The 13,040-nt window shown below is 61.0% G+C and carries 15 protein-coding genes and 1 pseudogene; 13 read left to right on the plus strand and 3 right to left on the minus strand.

The features are described from left to right. Window positions 1–96, minus strand: a pseudogene (locus GIR22_RS04860) (HigA family addiction module antitoxin); the annotation flags it as partial. A 293-nt stretch (window positions 97–389) separates the two neighbouring features. Here GIR22_RS04860 and mdcA point away from each other — a divergent pair. From mdcA to madM, 9 genes are all read left to right on the plus strand, one after another. Then, entirely contained in the window at window positions 390–2,060 is a 1,671-nt protein-coding gene (mdcA, locus tag GIR22_RS04865) for a malonate decarboxylase subunit alpha (protein ID WP_154742218.1), read from the plus strand. Continuing rightward, on the plus strand, window positions 2,061–2,909 hold the full coding sequence (locus GIR22_RS04870) for a triphosphoribosyl-dephospho-CoA synthase (protein ID WP_154742219.1): 849 nt from the start codon (window positions 2,061–2,063) through the stop codon (window positions 2,907–2,909). Then, a complete protein-coding gene (locus tag GIR22_RS04875) occupies window positions 2,909–3,208 on the plus strand; it encodes a malonate decarboxylase subunit delta (protein WP_154742220.1) in 300 nt (99 codons plus the stop codon). The genes GIR22_RS04870 and GIR22_RS04875 overlap by 1 nt, the downstream gene beginning before the upstream one ends. Then, on the plus strand, window positions 3,201–4,043 hold the full coding sequence (locus tag GIR22_RS04880; RefSeq protein ID WP_154742221.1) for a biotin-independent malonate decarboxylase subunit beta: 843 nt from the start codon (window positions 3,201–3,203) through the stop codon (window positions 4,041–4,043). The genes GIR22_RS04875 and GIR22_RS04880 overlap by 8 nt, the downstream gene beginning before the upstream one ends. Continuing rightward, window positions 4,040–4,816 (plus strand): biotin-independent malonate decarboxylase subunit gamma, encoded by a 777-nt coding sequence (mdcE, locus tag GIR22_RS04885; RefSeq protein WP_154742222.1) that lies wholly within the window; start codon window positions 4,040–4,042, stop codon window positions 4,814–4,816. Before GIR22_RS04880 ends, mdcE begins: the two co-directional genes overlap by 4 nt. Beyond that, window positions 4,810–5,406 (plus strand): malonate decarboxylase holo-ACP synthase, encoded by a 597-nt coding sequence (locus GIR22_RS04890; protein WP_154742223.1) that lies wholly within the window; start codon window positions 4,810–4,812, stop codon window positions 5,404–5,406. The genes mdcE and GIR22_RS04890 overlap by 7 nt, the downstream gene beginning before the upstream one ends. After that, on the plus strand, window positions 5,403–6,308 hold the full coding sequence (gene mdcH / locus GIR22_RS04895) for a malonate decarboxylase subunit epsilon (RefSeq protein WP_154742224.1): 906 nt from the start codon (window positions 5,403–5,405) through the stop codon (window positions 6,306–6,308). The genes GIR22_RS04890 and mdcH overlap by 4 nt, the downstream gene beginning before the upstream one ends. 67 nt (window positions 6,309–6,375) lie before the next feature. Continuing rightward, complete coding sequence (madL, locus tag GIR22_RS04900) at window positions 6,376–6,768, plus strand: malonate transporter subunit MadL (protein ID WP_154742225.1); 393 nt, start codon at window positions 6,376–6,378, stop codon at window positions 6,766–6,768. Between the two features lie 5 nt (window positions 6,769–6,773). Further along, the gene (gene madM / locus GIR22_RS04905; RefSeq protein ID WP_154742226.1) at window positions 6,774–7,538 is read left to right on the plus strand and encodes a malonate transporter subunit MadM; all 765 of its coding nucleotides are present in this window, start codon (window positions 6,774–6,776) and stop codon (window positions 7,536–7,538) included. A gap of 198 nt (window positions 7,539–7,736) precedes the next feature. Here the strand turns inward: madM and GIR22_RS04910 are convergent, their stop codons facing one another. Then, complete coding sequence (locus tag GIR22_RS04910) at window positions 7,737–8,651, minus strand: LysR family transcriptional regulator (protein WP_154742227.1); 915 nt, start codon at window positions 8,649–8,651, stop codon at window positions 7,737–7,739. A gap of 177 nt (window positions 8,652–8,828) precedes the next feature. Here GIR22_RS04910 and trhA point away from each other — a divergent pair, with 177 nt between their 5' ends. Beyond that, window positions 8,829–9,446, plus strand: coding sequence for a PAQR family membrane homeostasis protein TrhA (gene trhA, locus GIR22_RS04915; RefSeq protein ID WP_154742228.1), 618 nt, complete (start codon window positions 8,829–8,831; stop codon window positions 9,444–9,446). Between the two features lie 14 nt (window positions 9,447–9,460). On the opposite strand, the gene GIR22_RS04920 is transcribed toward trhA, so the two are convergent. Continuing rightward, the gene (locus tag GIR22_RS04920) at window positions 9,461–10,363 is read right to left on the minus strand and encodes a LysR family transcriptional regulator (RefSeq protein ID WP_154742229.1); all 903 of its coding nucleotides are present in this window, start codon (window positions 10,361–10,363) and stop codon (window positions 9,461–9,463) included. A 108-nt stretch (window positions 10,364–10,471) separates the two neighbouring features. Here GIR22_RS04920 and GIR22_RS04925 point away from each other — a divergent pair, with 108 nt between their 5' ends. Genes GIR22_RS04925 through GIR22_RS04935 form a run of 3 tightly spaced genes read left to right on the plus strand, consistent with a single transcriptional unit; the run spans window position 10,472 to window position 13,006 of the window. Beyond that, complete coding sequence (locus GIR22_RS04925) at window positions 10,472–11,713, plus strand: D-amino acid dehydrogenase (protein ID WP_154742230.1); 1,242 nt, start codon at window positions 10,472–10,474, stop codon at window positions 11,711–11,713. Between the two features lie 10 nt (window positions 11,714–11,723). After that, window positions 11,724–12,077, plus strand: a complete 354-nt coding sequence (locus GIR22_RS04930) for a RidA family protein (RefSeq protein ID WP_154742231.1) — start codon at window positions 11,724–11,726, stop codon at window positions 12,075–12,077. 26 nt (window positions 12,078–12,103) lie between these two features. Then, window positions 12,104–13,006: a transporter substrate-binding domain-containing protein gene (locus GIR22_RS04935; protein ID WP_154742232.1), complete on the plus strand. Its 903-nt coding sequence runs from the start codon at window positions 12,104–12,106 to the stop codon at window positions 13,004–13,006. Window positions 13,007–13,040 lie beyond the last annotated feature (34 nt).

Here is a 13,040-nt window from a genome sequence, read left to right on the forward strand (position 1 = left end):
TCACTTAATCCGGGCAAAGCGCTCAATCGGCGGCTGCTCGCGATGCTCGGCTTGCCACAAGTCGTAGCTGCTCTGCATCGACAGCCACAACCGCGCAATGCATGAACTTGTGGCTGGGCTACATTCGCGCCTAGTCTTCGTCGGTCATCGCAAATGTGCGGGGAGGCCTTCAGGTCTGCCGGGTCCGATATGCCCGGCCTTGCACACCTGCGTACAGCTGCCACCTTTTTCAGGAGTGTAGGAACAGGCCTTTAGGGTTTGGCTTGAAATCTACTGCATTCATTGAATATTCATTACCTAAACCGGAACAGTTCGTCACCCGGCTTGATTGATACCCCCCTCATTCACTCCTATGGTACAGCCCACGACAGCGAACCCGTGGAGCGACCATGACAACAACAATGACCCCCGACTCGCGCTGGACGCGGCGGCGCGATGAGAAGCAACGTCGGCTGGCGTTAGTGCGCTCGTTTGCCGATGGCGCCGTGTTGCCCGGTGAGCGAATCGTCGAGGCGCTGGAAGCGCTGATCCTGCCCGGCGACCGGGTGGTGTTGGAGGGCAATAACCAGAAGCAGGCGGATTTCCTCTCGCGTTCCCTGGCCAAGGCCGATCCGGCCAAGCTTCACGATTTGCACATGATCATGCCCAGTGTCGGCCGTTCCGAGCACCTGGACCTGTTTGAAAAGGGCATCGCCCGCAAGCTGGATTTTTCTTTTGCCGGCACCCAATCCCTACGCATCAGCCAGTTACTGGAAGATGGCCTGCTGGAAGTCGGTGCGATTCACACCTATATCGAACTCTATGCGCGGCTGGTGGTGGACCTGATCCCCAACGTGGTGCTGTCCGCCGGTTTCATGGCCGACCGTGCCGGTAATATCTACACCGGGCCCAGCACCGAAGATACCCCGGCATTGATCGAGCCTGCGGCGTTCAGCGATGGCATTGTCATCGTCCAGGTCAACCAGTTGGTGGACGACGTCAGCGACCTTCCCCGGGTGGATATTCCCGCCTCCTGGGTCGATTTTGTGGTGGTGGCCGACAAGCCGTTCTACATCGAGCCGCTGTTTACCCGCGACCCCCGGCACATCAAGCCGGTGCATGTGTTGATGGCGATGATGGCGATCCGCGGTATCTACGAGAAGCACAACGTCCAGTCCCTCAATCACGGTATCGGGTTCAACACCGCCGCCATCGAGTTGATCCTGCCGACCTACGGTGAATCCCTGGGCCTGAAGGGCAAGATTTGTCGCAACTGGACCCTCAATCCGCATCCCACCTTGATTCCCGCGATTGAAAGCGGTTGGGTCGAGAGCGTGCATTGTTTCGGCACCGAACTGGGCATGGAAAACTACATTGCCGCCCGCCCGGACGTATTTTTTACCGGCCGCGACGGCTCCCTGCGTTCCAACCGAATGTTCTGCCAATTGGCGGGCCAGTACGCCGTGGACTTGTTTATCGGCGCCACCTTGCAGGTGGATGGCGACGGTCATTCTTCCACCGTGACCCGTGGTCGCCTCGCCGGCTTTGGTGGTGCGCCGAACATGGGCCACGACCCGCGCGGTCGCCGCCATGCCACGCCCGCCTGGCTCGACATGCGCCACGACGATGCCCCAGAGGCTTTGCTCGAACGGGGCAAGAAACTGGTGGTGCAAATGGTCGAGACCTTCCAGGAAGGTGGCAAACCAACCTTCGTCGAAACCCTCGATGCTGTGGAGGTGGCACGTAAAAGCGGCATGCCCCTGGCGCCGATCATGATCTACGGCGATGACGTTACCCACTTGCTCACCGAAGAAGGCATTGCCTACCTGTACAAGGCCCGATCCCTGGAAGAGCGTCAGGCGATGATCGCCGCCGTGGCCGGGGTCACTGCCATTGGTTTGCGTCACAACCCCAAGGACACCGCGCGCATGCGCCGTGAAGGCCTGATCGCCTTGCCTGAAGACCTCGGTATCCGTCGCACCGATGCCACCCGCGAACTGCTGGCGGCCAAAAGCGTGGCCGATCTGGTGGAATGGTCCGGTGGCTTGTACAACCCGCCTGCCAAGTTCAGGAGCTGGTAAATGCATGCACTTAAATTGCCCCACCTGAGCCTGGCCGAACACCTGGCCGACCTGGCGGTAGACGCGTTGCTCGATGAAGCCGACCTGTCGCCCAAACCCGCCTTGGTCGACCGACGTGGTAACGGCGCCCATAGCGATCTGCACCTGGGCCTGATGCACGCGTCGGCGTTGTCCCTATGGCCGGCGTTCAAGGAAATGGCTGAAGTTGCAATCGAATTGGGCGAGGTGGGTTTGCCCCTGCGCGAAGCCCTCGGCCGCCTCGGTCGTGAAGGTGAACAGGCGATGCTCGCCACCACAGGTGGGGTGAATACCCATCGCGGGGCGATCTGGGCACTTGGATTATTGGTGGCCGCTGCGGCGCTGGCACCTGAATCCAGCACGGCCAGTGCCTTGGCACTGCGCGCCGCAAAGCTGGCCTTGCTCAACGACCGCTACGCCCCGCAACCCTTCAGCCACGGTGCCCAAGTCGCTCAACGCTACGGCGCGCGCGGTGCTCGTGAAGAGGCGCAATTGGGCTTCCCGTCCGTACTGCAACGCGGTTTGCCGCAACTGAAAAAAAGCCGCTTGCAGCAACACGGCGAACAGAACGCCCGTCTTGACGCCTTGCTGGCGATCATGACCGGACTGGCCGACACCTGCGTGCTCTATCGCGCCGGGCCCGAGGGCCTGCTGGCCATGCAACAGGGCGCGCAGGCAGTCCTTGAGGCTGGCGGTAGCGCCAGCCTGGACGGCCGCCGCCAGCTAAATGAACTGGACCAACAACTATTGGCGCTGAATGCCTCCCCGGGTGGTGCTGCCGACTTGTTGGCCGCTTGCCTGTTTATCGACCGCATCGATGGAGCGTCTTGATGGAAACCTTATCCTTTGAATTCCCTGCCGGGCAGCCGGCCAAGGGCCGGGCGTTGGTGGGTTGCGTCGGTTCGGGTGACCTGGAAGTGCTGTTGGAACCAGGCATTGCCGGAACACTGACGATCCAGGTGCAGACATCGGTCAATGGTGCGCAGCAACGTTGGCAGCATCTGTTCGAGCGGATTTTCCGGGAGCAGACGCCACCGGCACTGAACATCGATATCCACGACTTCGGCGCGACGCCAGGCGTGGTGCGCTTGCGGCTGGAGCAAGGCTTCGAGGAGATCGGTCATGACTGACTTGCGTGCAAAACACAGCTTCGTCGAACTGGGCGCCCGACAGCGGGCCAAGGCGTTGCTCGACACTGGCACCTTCCGTGAGCTGATCGACCCGTTCCAGCGGGTCATGTCGCCGTGGTTGAGCCGCCAGGGTGTTGTTCCCCAGGCCGATGACGGGGTGGTGATCGCCAAGGGCAGCATCGCCGGTTTACCGGTAGTGATTGCAGCCATCGAGGGCAACTTCCAGGGTGGCAGCCTCGGTGAGGTCGGCGGTGCAAAGATCGCTGGTGCCTTGGAGCTGGCAGCTGAAGACAACCGAAAAGGCATTCCCACTCGCGCCGTGCTGCTGCTGGAAACGGGCGGCGTGCGCTTGCAGGAGGCCAACCTGGGCTTGGCTGCCATCGCCGATATCCACGCAGCGATTGTCGACCTGCGTCAGTACCAGCCGGTGATCGGCGTGGTGGCGGGCAGTGTCGGCTGTTTCGGCGGCATGTCGATTGCGGCGGGCCTGTGCAGTTACCTGCTGGTAACCCGCGAAGCCCGGCTCGGACTCAATGGCCCGCAAGTGATCGAACAGGAAGCCGGACTCGAAGAGTACGACTCCCGCGACCGGCCCTTTATCTGGAGCCTGACCGGTGGCGAACAACGCTTTGCCAGCGGCCTGGTCGACCGGTACGTGGCGGACGATGTGGCGCAGATTCGGCAGCAAGTTACTGGGCTGTTGCAGCAAGGCTTGCCGGAAAAACAGCGCAGTCGCCAGGCCGAATATTATTTGGAGCGCCTGGCGGTGCTTGACGTCGAACCGCAAATCGACCCGGCGACGGTTCGCGAGCTGTATCAGGGAGAACGCTCATGAGAGGGTTACAGTGGTTCAACGCATTGAGTGTCGGCGCGGTGGCCGTAGATGGCTTGCCGGATTCGCTGAAAGTCGCCGATGGCATGCTCGATGGGCAACAGGTGCGCTTCATTGCCGTGGTCACCGATCCGCAAAATCGCTTCTCGCGCGCTCGCAACGGTGAGGTCGGGTTACTCGAAGGCTGGGGCCTGGCCAAAGCGGTCGATGACATGATTGAGGCGGGCGACAAACGCCCGCTGATCGCCATTGTCGATGTACCCAGCCAGGCTTATGGTCGCCGTGAGGAAGCCCTGGGGATTCATCAAGCCCTGGCTGGCGCTGCCGACAGCTATGCCCGCGCGCGATTGGCCGGTCACCCGGTGATCGGGTTATTGGTGGGCAAGGCCATGTCCGGTGCGTTCCTTGCCCACGGTTATCAAGCCAACCGTCTGATCGCGTTGCGCGATCCCGGGGTGATGGTCCATGCGATGGGCAAGGCCTCGGCGGCGCGAGTGACCTTGCGCAGCGTCGAAGAGCTGGAAGCCCTGGCTGCCAGCGTGCCACCCATGGCCTATGACATCGACAGTTTCGCCAGCCTGGGTTTGCTGTGGGAAACCTTGACCGTCAAGCAGATTGAACAGCCAACCGCGGATGACCTGGAGCGGGTGAGCGCTTGCCTGGTGCAGGCGATCAAGGATGTACAGGCCTCTGGCCGTGATTTGAGCGCTCGCCTGGGGGCGACCAATCGCGCTGCCTCCAGCCATGTTCGCCAGTTGCTGCGGGAGCAATGGTGAACGCCCATGACTTGCTCTGGGGCATGACCCCGGCGCATGTGCCCGCTGACGCTCCGGCCTGGGTGCTGGACGTGATCAGCGCCGGTCACCCGGTGGTGGTGCGCCGTGCCATCGCCGAACCGGGTCACGTGGCGGTGGGCGTGCGCGGGCGTTTGCGTGAGCAGCGTTTTGCGGCGGTGATGCCGGTGACGGCAGTGCGGCGGCGAGTGGTGCCGGAAGCCCTGTGTGGCGTGATCTCGCCACGGGATTTACCGGCGTTGCGGGCGCTAGATCAACTGCGCCCTGTGTTGGCGAAGGAAAACTGGGGCGTCACCGGCAGTGCCGGTTTCGAGTTGGCCAGCGGCATCGAAGTGCTGCATGCCCAGAGTGATCTGGATTTGATTCTGCGCACGCCCCAGCGGCTGGATCGAGGCGATGCAGAGGATCTCCTGGCCATATTGGACACAGCGGTGTGCGTCGTCGACATGCAACTGCAAACCCTTTTTGGCGCCGTCGCCTTGCGTGAATGGGCCGGCCCCTCACGCCGGGTGCTCCTGAAAACCTCTGGCGGTGCGCACCTGGTTCTCGATCCGTGGCAGGCCGTGGCATGAGCAGCCTTCTGGTCTTCCCGGGGCAAGGCGCCCAACGTTCGGGCATGCTCCAGCAACTGCCCGCACGTGCGCTGGAAGAGGCCAGTGATGCATTGGGTGAAGACGTCTGTCAGCTCGACTCTGCGCAAGCCTTGGCGAGCAGCCGCGCCGTGCAACTATGCCTGTTGATCGCCGGCGTGGCCCATGCCCGATTGCTGCAGCACACCCCGGACTACGTGGCGGGCTTGTCCATTGGTGCCTACCCGGCAGCGGTGATCGCTGGCGCGCTGGACTTTGCGGATGCGCTCAAGCTGGTCAGCCTGCGCGGCGAACTGATGCAGCAGGCGTATCCACAAGGCTACGGCATGACCGCTCTTATCGGCCTGCAGTTACCTATAGTGGAGGCCTTGCTGACAGAAATCCACAGCCCGCAAACCCCGGTGTACCTGGCCAATATCAACGCCGATAACCAGACCGTGATCGCCGGCAGCGATGAGGCCATGCAGCTTGTCGCAAACCGAGTCAAAGGCCGCGGCATTGCCAAGCGGCTGGCCGTCAGTGTGCCGTCCCATTGCGCGCTGCTGGAGCAACCTGCGCAAGCCTTGGCCGAAGCCTTCGCAAAGGTCACGCTCAAGGCTCCAGGCATCACTTACCTGAGCAGCACCCGCGCGCGACCGATCCGCGATCCCGCGCAACTGCGTGATGACCTGGCTTTCAACATGTGCCGCATCGTCGACTGGCGCGGCACCGTGCAGGGCGCTTATGAGCGTGGCGTGCGCCTGCAGATCGAGATGCCCCCGGGTGCTGTGCTCAGCGGCCTGGCGCGGCGTGTATTTGAACAAGGCACCGTCATCGCATACGAGGGCGCCCGCCTGGATACCTTGCAGGCCCTGCTGCGAGAGGAGGGAGACCACCACCGATAAAGCATCACCCAAGGCTTTCGAAGCACAAAAACAACAATTTCGATGAAGCACTTTGAGGATAACCAGCATGATTATTTACGGTGTGGCGTTTCTTGCGTTCTGTACGTTGGCAGGCCTGTTTATAGGCGAGTTGCTGGGCAAGTGGATGGGTATCCCGGCCAACGTCGGCGGGGTGGGTATTGCGATGTTGCTGTTGATCGGGTTGGGCAGCTACCTGAACAAGCGGGGCTTGTTTGTCGGCAAGTCGGAGCAGGGCGTCAGCTTCTGGTCGGCGGTCTATATTCCGATTGTGGTGGCGATGGCTGCCCAGCAGAACGTCTACGGTGCGATCAGTGGCGGCCCCATGGCGATTCTCGCCGGGACTACCGCTGTAGTGGTGGCATTCGCCTTGGTGCCTGTGCTGGTCAGGATCGGTAACAGCGAGCCGGATTCCGTTGTTCCCACCAAGACTGCGGGGTGATTGCCATGTATGAATCAATGATGAAAGTGATCACCGGCTATGGCTTGATCAGCGGGTTTGCGGTGGTCGGGCTGACCATGTGGGTCTCTTACTGGATGTCCGATACCTTCACCAAGGGTCGCTTGCATGGTTCGGCCATTGCGATTTTGCTGGGGTTGGTCCTGTCTTATATCGGCGGAGCCTTTACCGGTGGCTCAAAAGGCGTAGTGGACATTCCGTTGCTGTCGGGGATCGGTTTGCTCGGTGGTGCGATGCTGCGAGACTTCGCGATTGTGGCCACGGCGTTTGGTGTAAGTGTCGATGAGCTCAAAAGGGCCGGGTACGTCGGGGTGCTGGCGTTGTTTGTGGGCGTTGGTTCATCGTTTATCGCCGGAGTGGGTGTAGCCATGGCGTTTGGCTACACCGATGCCGTGAGCCTGACCACCATCGGCGCAGGTGCTGTTACCTATATCGTCGGGCCCGTGACGGGCGCTGCTATTGGAGCCAGTTCCGAGGTCATGGCGCTGTCCATTGCCGCCGGGTTGATCAAGGCTATTTTGGTGATGGTGATGACACCGTTCGTGGCGCCGTTGATTGGCCTGAACAACCCGCGTAGCGCGGTGATTTTCGGTGGATTGATGGGCACCTCCAGCGGCGTGGCCGGCGGGCTGGCCGCGACCGATCCGAAACTGGTGCCGTATGGTTGCCTGACGGCGGCGTTTTACACGGCGCTGGGCTGTTTGCTTGGGCCGTCGTTATTGTTTCTGATCATGCGGGGGTTGGTGGGCTAGCGTTATCATTTCTGTTGAATGCTCCTGCGACAGTCATAGGTAAAAACCTGTAGCCGCTGGCGCAGCCTGCGATCGGCTGCGCAGGAGTCGCCAGGATGTTGAAACCGTTGAAGGTCCTTCGGCCCTTATCGCAGCCTCGTGCCTCGACAGCGGCTACAGAAAACCAGGCCTTCAGGTGTTCTTGATCATTGATCAGTGTCACACCTGCCGATTGGCATACATCCGGCACTCCGCCAGCAACGCCAGCAAGTTCGGGTCCCGCTCCTTGGCCTTTAAAAACACCACGCCAATATGTTGCTGCAAGCGATAGCGTGGTTGCAGGGGGATCAGCTTCACCCGGTTCTCATACACTGCCGCAATCCGTCCCGGCAGCAGTGCATAACCTACCCCGGAGCTGACCATGCTCAGCAGGGTGAAGATGTCATTGACCTGCATCGCCACCTTGGGCTCGAAGCCCGCCTGCTTGAACACACGGCTGCCATCCTGATGGGTGGCAAAGCCTTGGGTCAGGGTGATGAAGGTGGCCTCGCGCACATCGGCCAGGTCGATTGCCTGCTCGCGGTCGAAGGGTGAGTCGGCGGGGGTGGCGAGGTAGATGTCGTCGGAAAACAGTGCGATCTGTGCGCAATCAGGGTCGTGGGTGTGCTCGTCCAGGGCGATCAGGATCGCGTCCACTTCCATGTTCTTGAGCTTGTACAGCAAGTCGAAGTTGGAGCCGAGAATCAGGTCGATGTTGAGCTCGCTGCGACGGATTTTCAGGCCCATGATCAGTTGCGGCACGGTCTTCACCGTCAGTGAATACAGAGAGCCCAGCTTGAACCGTTCGGCGGAGAACCCCGCGGCTTCACGGGTCAGGCGTACGCTGTCGACCACATCCTGAATCAGTTTCTGGGCGCGCTCTTCGAGTACGTAGGCGCTTTCCAGCGGGGTAAGGTTGCGGCCCTCGTGCTTGAACAATGGGCAGCGCAAGGCGTTTTCCAGGGAGTGAATCGCCCGGTGCACGCTGACGTTGCTGGTCTGCAATTGGGCGGCAGCTCGGGCCAGGTTGCCAGTGCGCATGAACGCCAGGAAGATTTCCAGCTTCTTCAGGGTGAATTCTTCGTCAATCAGCATGGGCGTGACTCTTGTTCGAATGCTGTCGATTGTGCCCCTAAAACCAGCCAGCTCCCAGTCATGTAGCGGATCCGCGCTCACAGGCGTCACAACGGTCTTGCACTATCGCGTGCAAGGCTGGAGCCTTGTCCGGCAATGCGCAGCCAAGTAGTAATTGCGATGGGAGGTCAGTGACGCATGTATCACGGGGAACGGTTCAACGCCTGGAGCCACTTGCTTGGGGCGGTCGCGGCGTTTGTCGGCGCGGTGTGGATGTTGGTGGTTGCCAGCCTGGACGGCAGCCCCTGGAAGATTGTCAGCGTGGCGATTTATGGGGTCACGTTGTTGATACTGTACAGCGCATCAACGGTTTACCACAGCGTGCGCGGGCGCAAGAAAGCGATTATGCAGAAGGTCGATCACTTCTCGATCTACCTGCTGATCGCTGGCAGTTACACGCCGTTTTGCCTGGTGACCTTGCGCGGGCCGTGGGGCTGGACGCTGTTCGGGATTGTCTGGGGGCTGGCGGTGATCGGTATCTTGCAGGAGATCAAGCCACGTTCCGAGGCGAGAATCCTGTCGATCGTGATCTACGCGGTGATGGGCTGGATCGTGCTGGTGGCGGTCAAGCCGCTGATCGCCGGGTTAGGCACCACGGGATTTACCTGGCTGGCATTGGGCGGGGTGCTGTACACCGTGGGCATTATTTTCTTTGCCCTGGAGGACCGGCTGCGACACTCCCATGGGATCTGGCATCTGTTCGTGATCGGTGGGAGCTTGCTGCACTTTGTGGCGATCATGCGCTACGTGCTGTGAAGGCGATTTGTCGTCTATAACCGATCCAACTGCTCCTGCGCCCGGGTGCCGAAGATATCCAGCAAGCTGGCCAGCATATGCGGCGGCGCCTCATCGGCGCGGGTCAGCGCGTACAAAGTGATGGGCAGTGCTGGCGCCAGTGGGCGAATGCAGGTGGTCGCCGTTGATGCACCCAGTGCCGTAAACGGATCGATCACCGCCAGTCCCGCACCAGACTCGACCATTGCTCGAGCCAGTGAATAGGTCTGCACCGAGATACTGACCCGTGGTGGTGGGTCGACGGCTTCCAGGTAACTGTCGAGTTTTGCCGCCAGCGGGTCGGCGCTGGACAGGCCAATCAGCGGCGCATCCGCCAGGGCCATCAATGGCAGCGGTTTTCCTAGTTCGGCCTCTGGCCAGTAACCCCGTGGCGCCAGCGCCACCAGCACTCCATGGGCCAAAACCTGAGCGTTCAGGCCAGGATGATCCGGCGACTTGAGCGTCAGTGCCACATCCATCTCACGCATCAACAGGTTCTGCACCAGCTCACGGCTGTGGGCACTGGACAGCTCACAGGCGATGTCCGGATAGCGTTGGGTCCACTCGCGAATGGCCGGCGGTAGCAGCGACAGGGCCAGCGCCGGTGTGGCGCCGACACGCAAGCTTTGGCCGGGGGCGCGCCTCAGGTTCTGTGCCAGGCGTCGTACGCCTTGCAAGCTCTCGGTCACCTTGTCGACTTCCTGCTCCAGGGCAAGGGCTTCCGGGGTGGGCTGCAGCTTGCCGCGTACACGCAGGAACAGTGGAAAGCCCAACTGCAATTCGGCATGTTGCAGAACCTTGCTCACTGCTGGCTGCGAGACGTGCAGCAATTGCGCGGCGGCGCTGACGGAGCCGGTTTGGCGGATGGCCTGGAAAATTTCGATATGTCGCAAGCGCATGATGAGTCCATAACCTTTGTTTATGGGTAACCCATCTTTATTCATTGTCCAGCGGTTGTCACCTACGCCTAATCTTCAAGCCTGATTACACGCGGCTTAAGGACTGATATGGCTCGGCAGGTTTGCATCATCGGAGGCGGGGTTATCGGCCTGGCCAGCGCTTACGCCCTGGTACGTGCGGGTTGCGAGGTGACGGTGGTCGAAGCGCGGGAAACCCTGGGCAGCGAAACCAGTTTCGCCAACGGCGGCCAATTGTCCTATCGCTACGTCGCGCCCCTGGCCGACAAAGGTGTACCGTTGCAAGCCATCGGCTGGCTGTTGCGGGGCGACTCGCCGTTGAAGCTGCGCCCGCGCCTGGACCCGGCACAGTGGCGCTGGATGGCCTCCTTTCTCAACGCCTGTCGCACCTCAGTCAACCAGCGCAATACCGGGCACTTGCTGCGGCTGGCCAGCCTGAGCCAGGACGTGTTGCAACGCTGGCGTCAGGAAGACGCCCTGGAAGGTTTTGATTGGCGGCGCAACGGCAAGCTGGTGACCTTTCGTAACCACGGTACGTTCGAACATGCACGGCACAAGCTGACGGATCGCCTGCAACAACACGTGCTCTCGGCAGCGGACTGTGCCCGGTTGGAGCCGGCCTTGAGTGGCAGCGAGTTTGTCGGCGGCATCTACACGCCCAATGAAGAAGTGGCGGACTGTCACGGCTTCTGCCAGCAACTGGCACTCAGGTTGCGGGCATCGGGGCGCTGCACGTTTCGGCTGGGGAGCAAGGTAACCGGCATTCGTCATGCCAACGGCAGTGTGCAAGCCATTGAATTGGGCGCCGAAGTGCTGCCGGTGGAGCATTTGGTGCTGGCGGCCGGTCACCGTAGCGTCGAGTTGGCCTTGCCCGGCGTGTCGCTGCCGCTGTACCCCCTCAAGGGCTATAGCCTGAGCGTGCCGATTGGCGAACAGCACCAGGCGCCGGGTGTCAGTATCACCGACTACGACCGCAAGATTGTCTACGCTCGCATCGGTGAACAACTGCGGGTGGCGGCGATGGTGGACATTGTCGGTTTCGACCCGCGCCTGGAGCCCAAGCGCCTGGCCCTGATAAAGCGCCAGGCCCGTGAGACTTTTCCGTTGGCCGGCGATTATGAACAGGCGATTGAATGGGCCGGCATGCGCCCGGCCACCCCCAGCGGTGTGCCGCTGATCGGTGTCAGTGCCTATCGCAACCTGTGGTTGAACCTGGGCCATGGTGCGTTGGGATTTACCCTGGCCTGTGGTAGTGGCCAACTGTTGGCCGAGCTGATCGGCCAACACTCCCCCTCCATTGATATGCAGGGCCTCGCTCCCCGCGCCGCCTGAGGATTGACCCATGACCATTACTCGAATCAACGGCAACAACCGGCTCTCTGGCGCCGTCACTTTTCAGGATCTGGTGTTTTTGTCCGGCCAGGTCCCGGGGGAGGGGCGTGATGTGAGCACCCAGACCCAGGAAGTCCTGGCCAAGATCGATGCATTGCTGGCCGAGGCCGGCAGCGACAAGGATCATCTGCTCAATGCGACCATCTACCTGAAAAATATCCAGGACGGTTTTGCGCCGATGAATGACGTCTGGTCAGCCTGGCTTTCGCCGGATAGGGCGCCGACCCGTACCACCCTGCAAGCGGAGCTGGCGCGCCCGGACGTACTGGTGGAAATCAGCGTTATCGCTGCTCGCCGCGCCTGAATAATAAAAACCAACGGAGAATAACAATGCAAAAAATCACGTTGATCGGCTGCACCCTGGGGCTGTTGCTAGGGGCTCAGGCCCATGCCACCGAAGCACCACTGGAAGGCACGTTGAGCAAGATCGCCAACGCCAAGAGCATTACCCTCGGCTACCGCGATGCTTCGGTACCGTTTTCCTATGTGGGTGATCACACGGGTAAACCCATGGGCTACTCCGTGGACCTGGCGAACAAGATTGTCGAGGGTATCCAACAGAAAACCGGCGTGCCGAAACTCAACGTGAAGTACAACCTGGTGACGTCCCAGACCCGCATTGCCCTGGTGCAGAACGGTACCGTGGACCTGGAATGCGGCTCCACGGGGGTTACCGCCGAGCGCCAAAAGCAGGTGTCGTTCTCCTACGGGTTTATCTACGTGAAGGGCCAGTTGCTGACGGCCAAGGACAGCGGCATCAAGCGCTTCGCCGACCTGCAAGGCAAGAACGTGGTCACCACGGCGGGTACTACCAACGAACGGTTCCTCAAAAGCTATAACGTCGATCACAAGCTCAATATGTCCGTGATCAGTGCCAAAGACCATGGCGAAGCCTTCCAGATGCTGGAGTCCGGGCGGGCGGTGGCGTTCTACATGGATGACGCCCTGCTCTATGGCGAGCGTGCCAAGGCCAGGGATCCGCATAAGTGGGTAGTGGTGGGTGAGGAGCAGTCCCGGGAAATCTACAGCTGCATGGTGCGCAAGGACGACCCGCAATTACTCGCGGTGGTCAATGAAACCCTGGCGGGCTTGTACCGCTCGGGGGAGATCAACGAGATTTACCAGCGTTGGTTTGAACAGCCGATTCCACCGAAAGGCTTGAACCTGGAGTTTCCGATGACCCCTGAGTTGAAAGCGATTATTGCCAAGCCTGTGAGTGATCCGGTGGAGTAATAGCCCAGGGCCCGCTCGCTTGATCGTTCCCATG

This window comes from Pseudomonas karstica, from assembly GCF_009707515.1.
Lineage (GTDB): Bacteria > Pseudomonadota > Gammaproteobacteria > Pseudomonadales > Pseudomonadaceae > Aquipseudomonas > Aquipseudomonas karstica.

What these genes read in the sequence shown, in the direction of transcription:
- mdcA (WP_154742218.1), top strand. Translation starts at nt 390, where the DNA reads ATGACAACAACAATGACCCCCGACTCGCGCTGGACGCGGCGGCGCGAT.
- GIR22_RS04870 (WP_154742219.1), top strand. Translation starts at nt 2,061, where the DNA reads ATGCATGCACTTAAATTGCCCCACCTGAGCCTGGCCGAACACCTGGCC.
- GIR22_RS04875 (WP_154742220.1), top strand. Translation starts at nt 2,909, where the DNA reads ATGGAAACCTTATCCTTTGAATTCCCTGCCGGGCAGCCGGCCAAGGGC.
- GIR22_RS04880 (WP_154742221.1), top strand. Translation starts at nt 3,201, where the DNA reads ATGACTGACTTGCGTGCAAAACACAGCTTCGTCGAACTGGGCGCCCGA.
- mdcE (WP_154742222.1), top strand. Translation starts at nt 4,040, where the DNA reads ATGAGAGGGTTACAGTGGTTCAACGCATTGAGTGTCGGCGCGGTGGCC.
- GIR22_RS04890 (WP_154742223.1), top strand. Translation starts at nt 4,810, where the DNA reads ATGGTGAACGCCCATGACTTGCTCTGGGGCATGACCCCGGCGCATGTG.
- mdcH (WP_154742224.1), top strand. Translation starts at nt 5,403, where the DNA reads ATGAGCAGCCTTCTGGTCTTCCCGGGGCAAGGCGCCCAACGTTCGGGC.
- madL (WP_154742225.1), top strand. Translation starts at nt 6,376, where the DNA reads ATGATTATTTACGGTGTGGCGTTTCTTGCGTTCTGTACGTTGGCAGGC.
- madM (WP_154742226.1), top strand. Translation starts at nt 6,774, where the DNA reads ATGTATGAATCAATGATGAAAGTGATCACCGGCTATGGCTTGATCAGC.
- GIR22_RS04910 (WP_154742227.1), bottom strand. Translation starts at nt 8,651, where the DNA reads ATGCTGATTGACGAAGAATTCACCCTGAAGAAGCTGGAAATCTTCCTG.
- trhA (WP_154742228.1), top strand. Translation starts at nt 8,829, where the DNA reads ATGTATCACGGGGAACGGTTCAACGCCTGGAGCCACTTGCTTGGGGCG.
- GIR22_RS04920 (WP_154742229.1), bottom strand. Translation starts at nt 10,363, where the DNA reads ATGCGCTTGCGACATATCGAAATTTTCCAGGCCATCCGCCAAACCGGC.
- GIR22_RS04925 (WP_154742230.1), top strand. Translation starts at nt 10,472, where the DNA reads ATGGCTCGGCAGGTTTGCATCATCGGAGGCGGGGTTATCGGCCTGGCC.
- GIR22_RS04930 (WP_154742231.1), top strand. Translation starts at nt 11,724, where the DNA reads ATGACCATTACTCGAATCAACGGCAACAACCGGCTCTCTGGCGCCGTC.
- GIR22_RS04935 (WP_154742232.1), top strand. Translation starts at nt 12,104, where the DNA reads ATGCAAAAAATCACGTTGATCGGCTGCACCCTGGGGCTGTTGCTAGGG.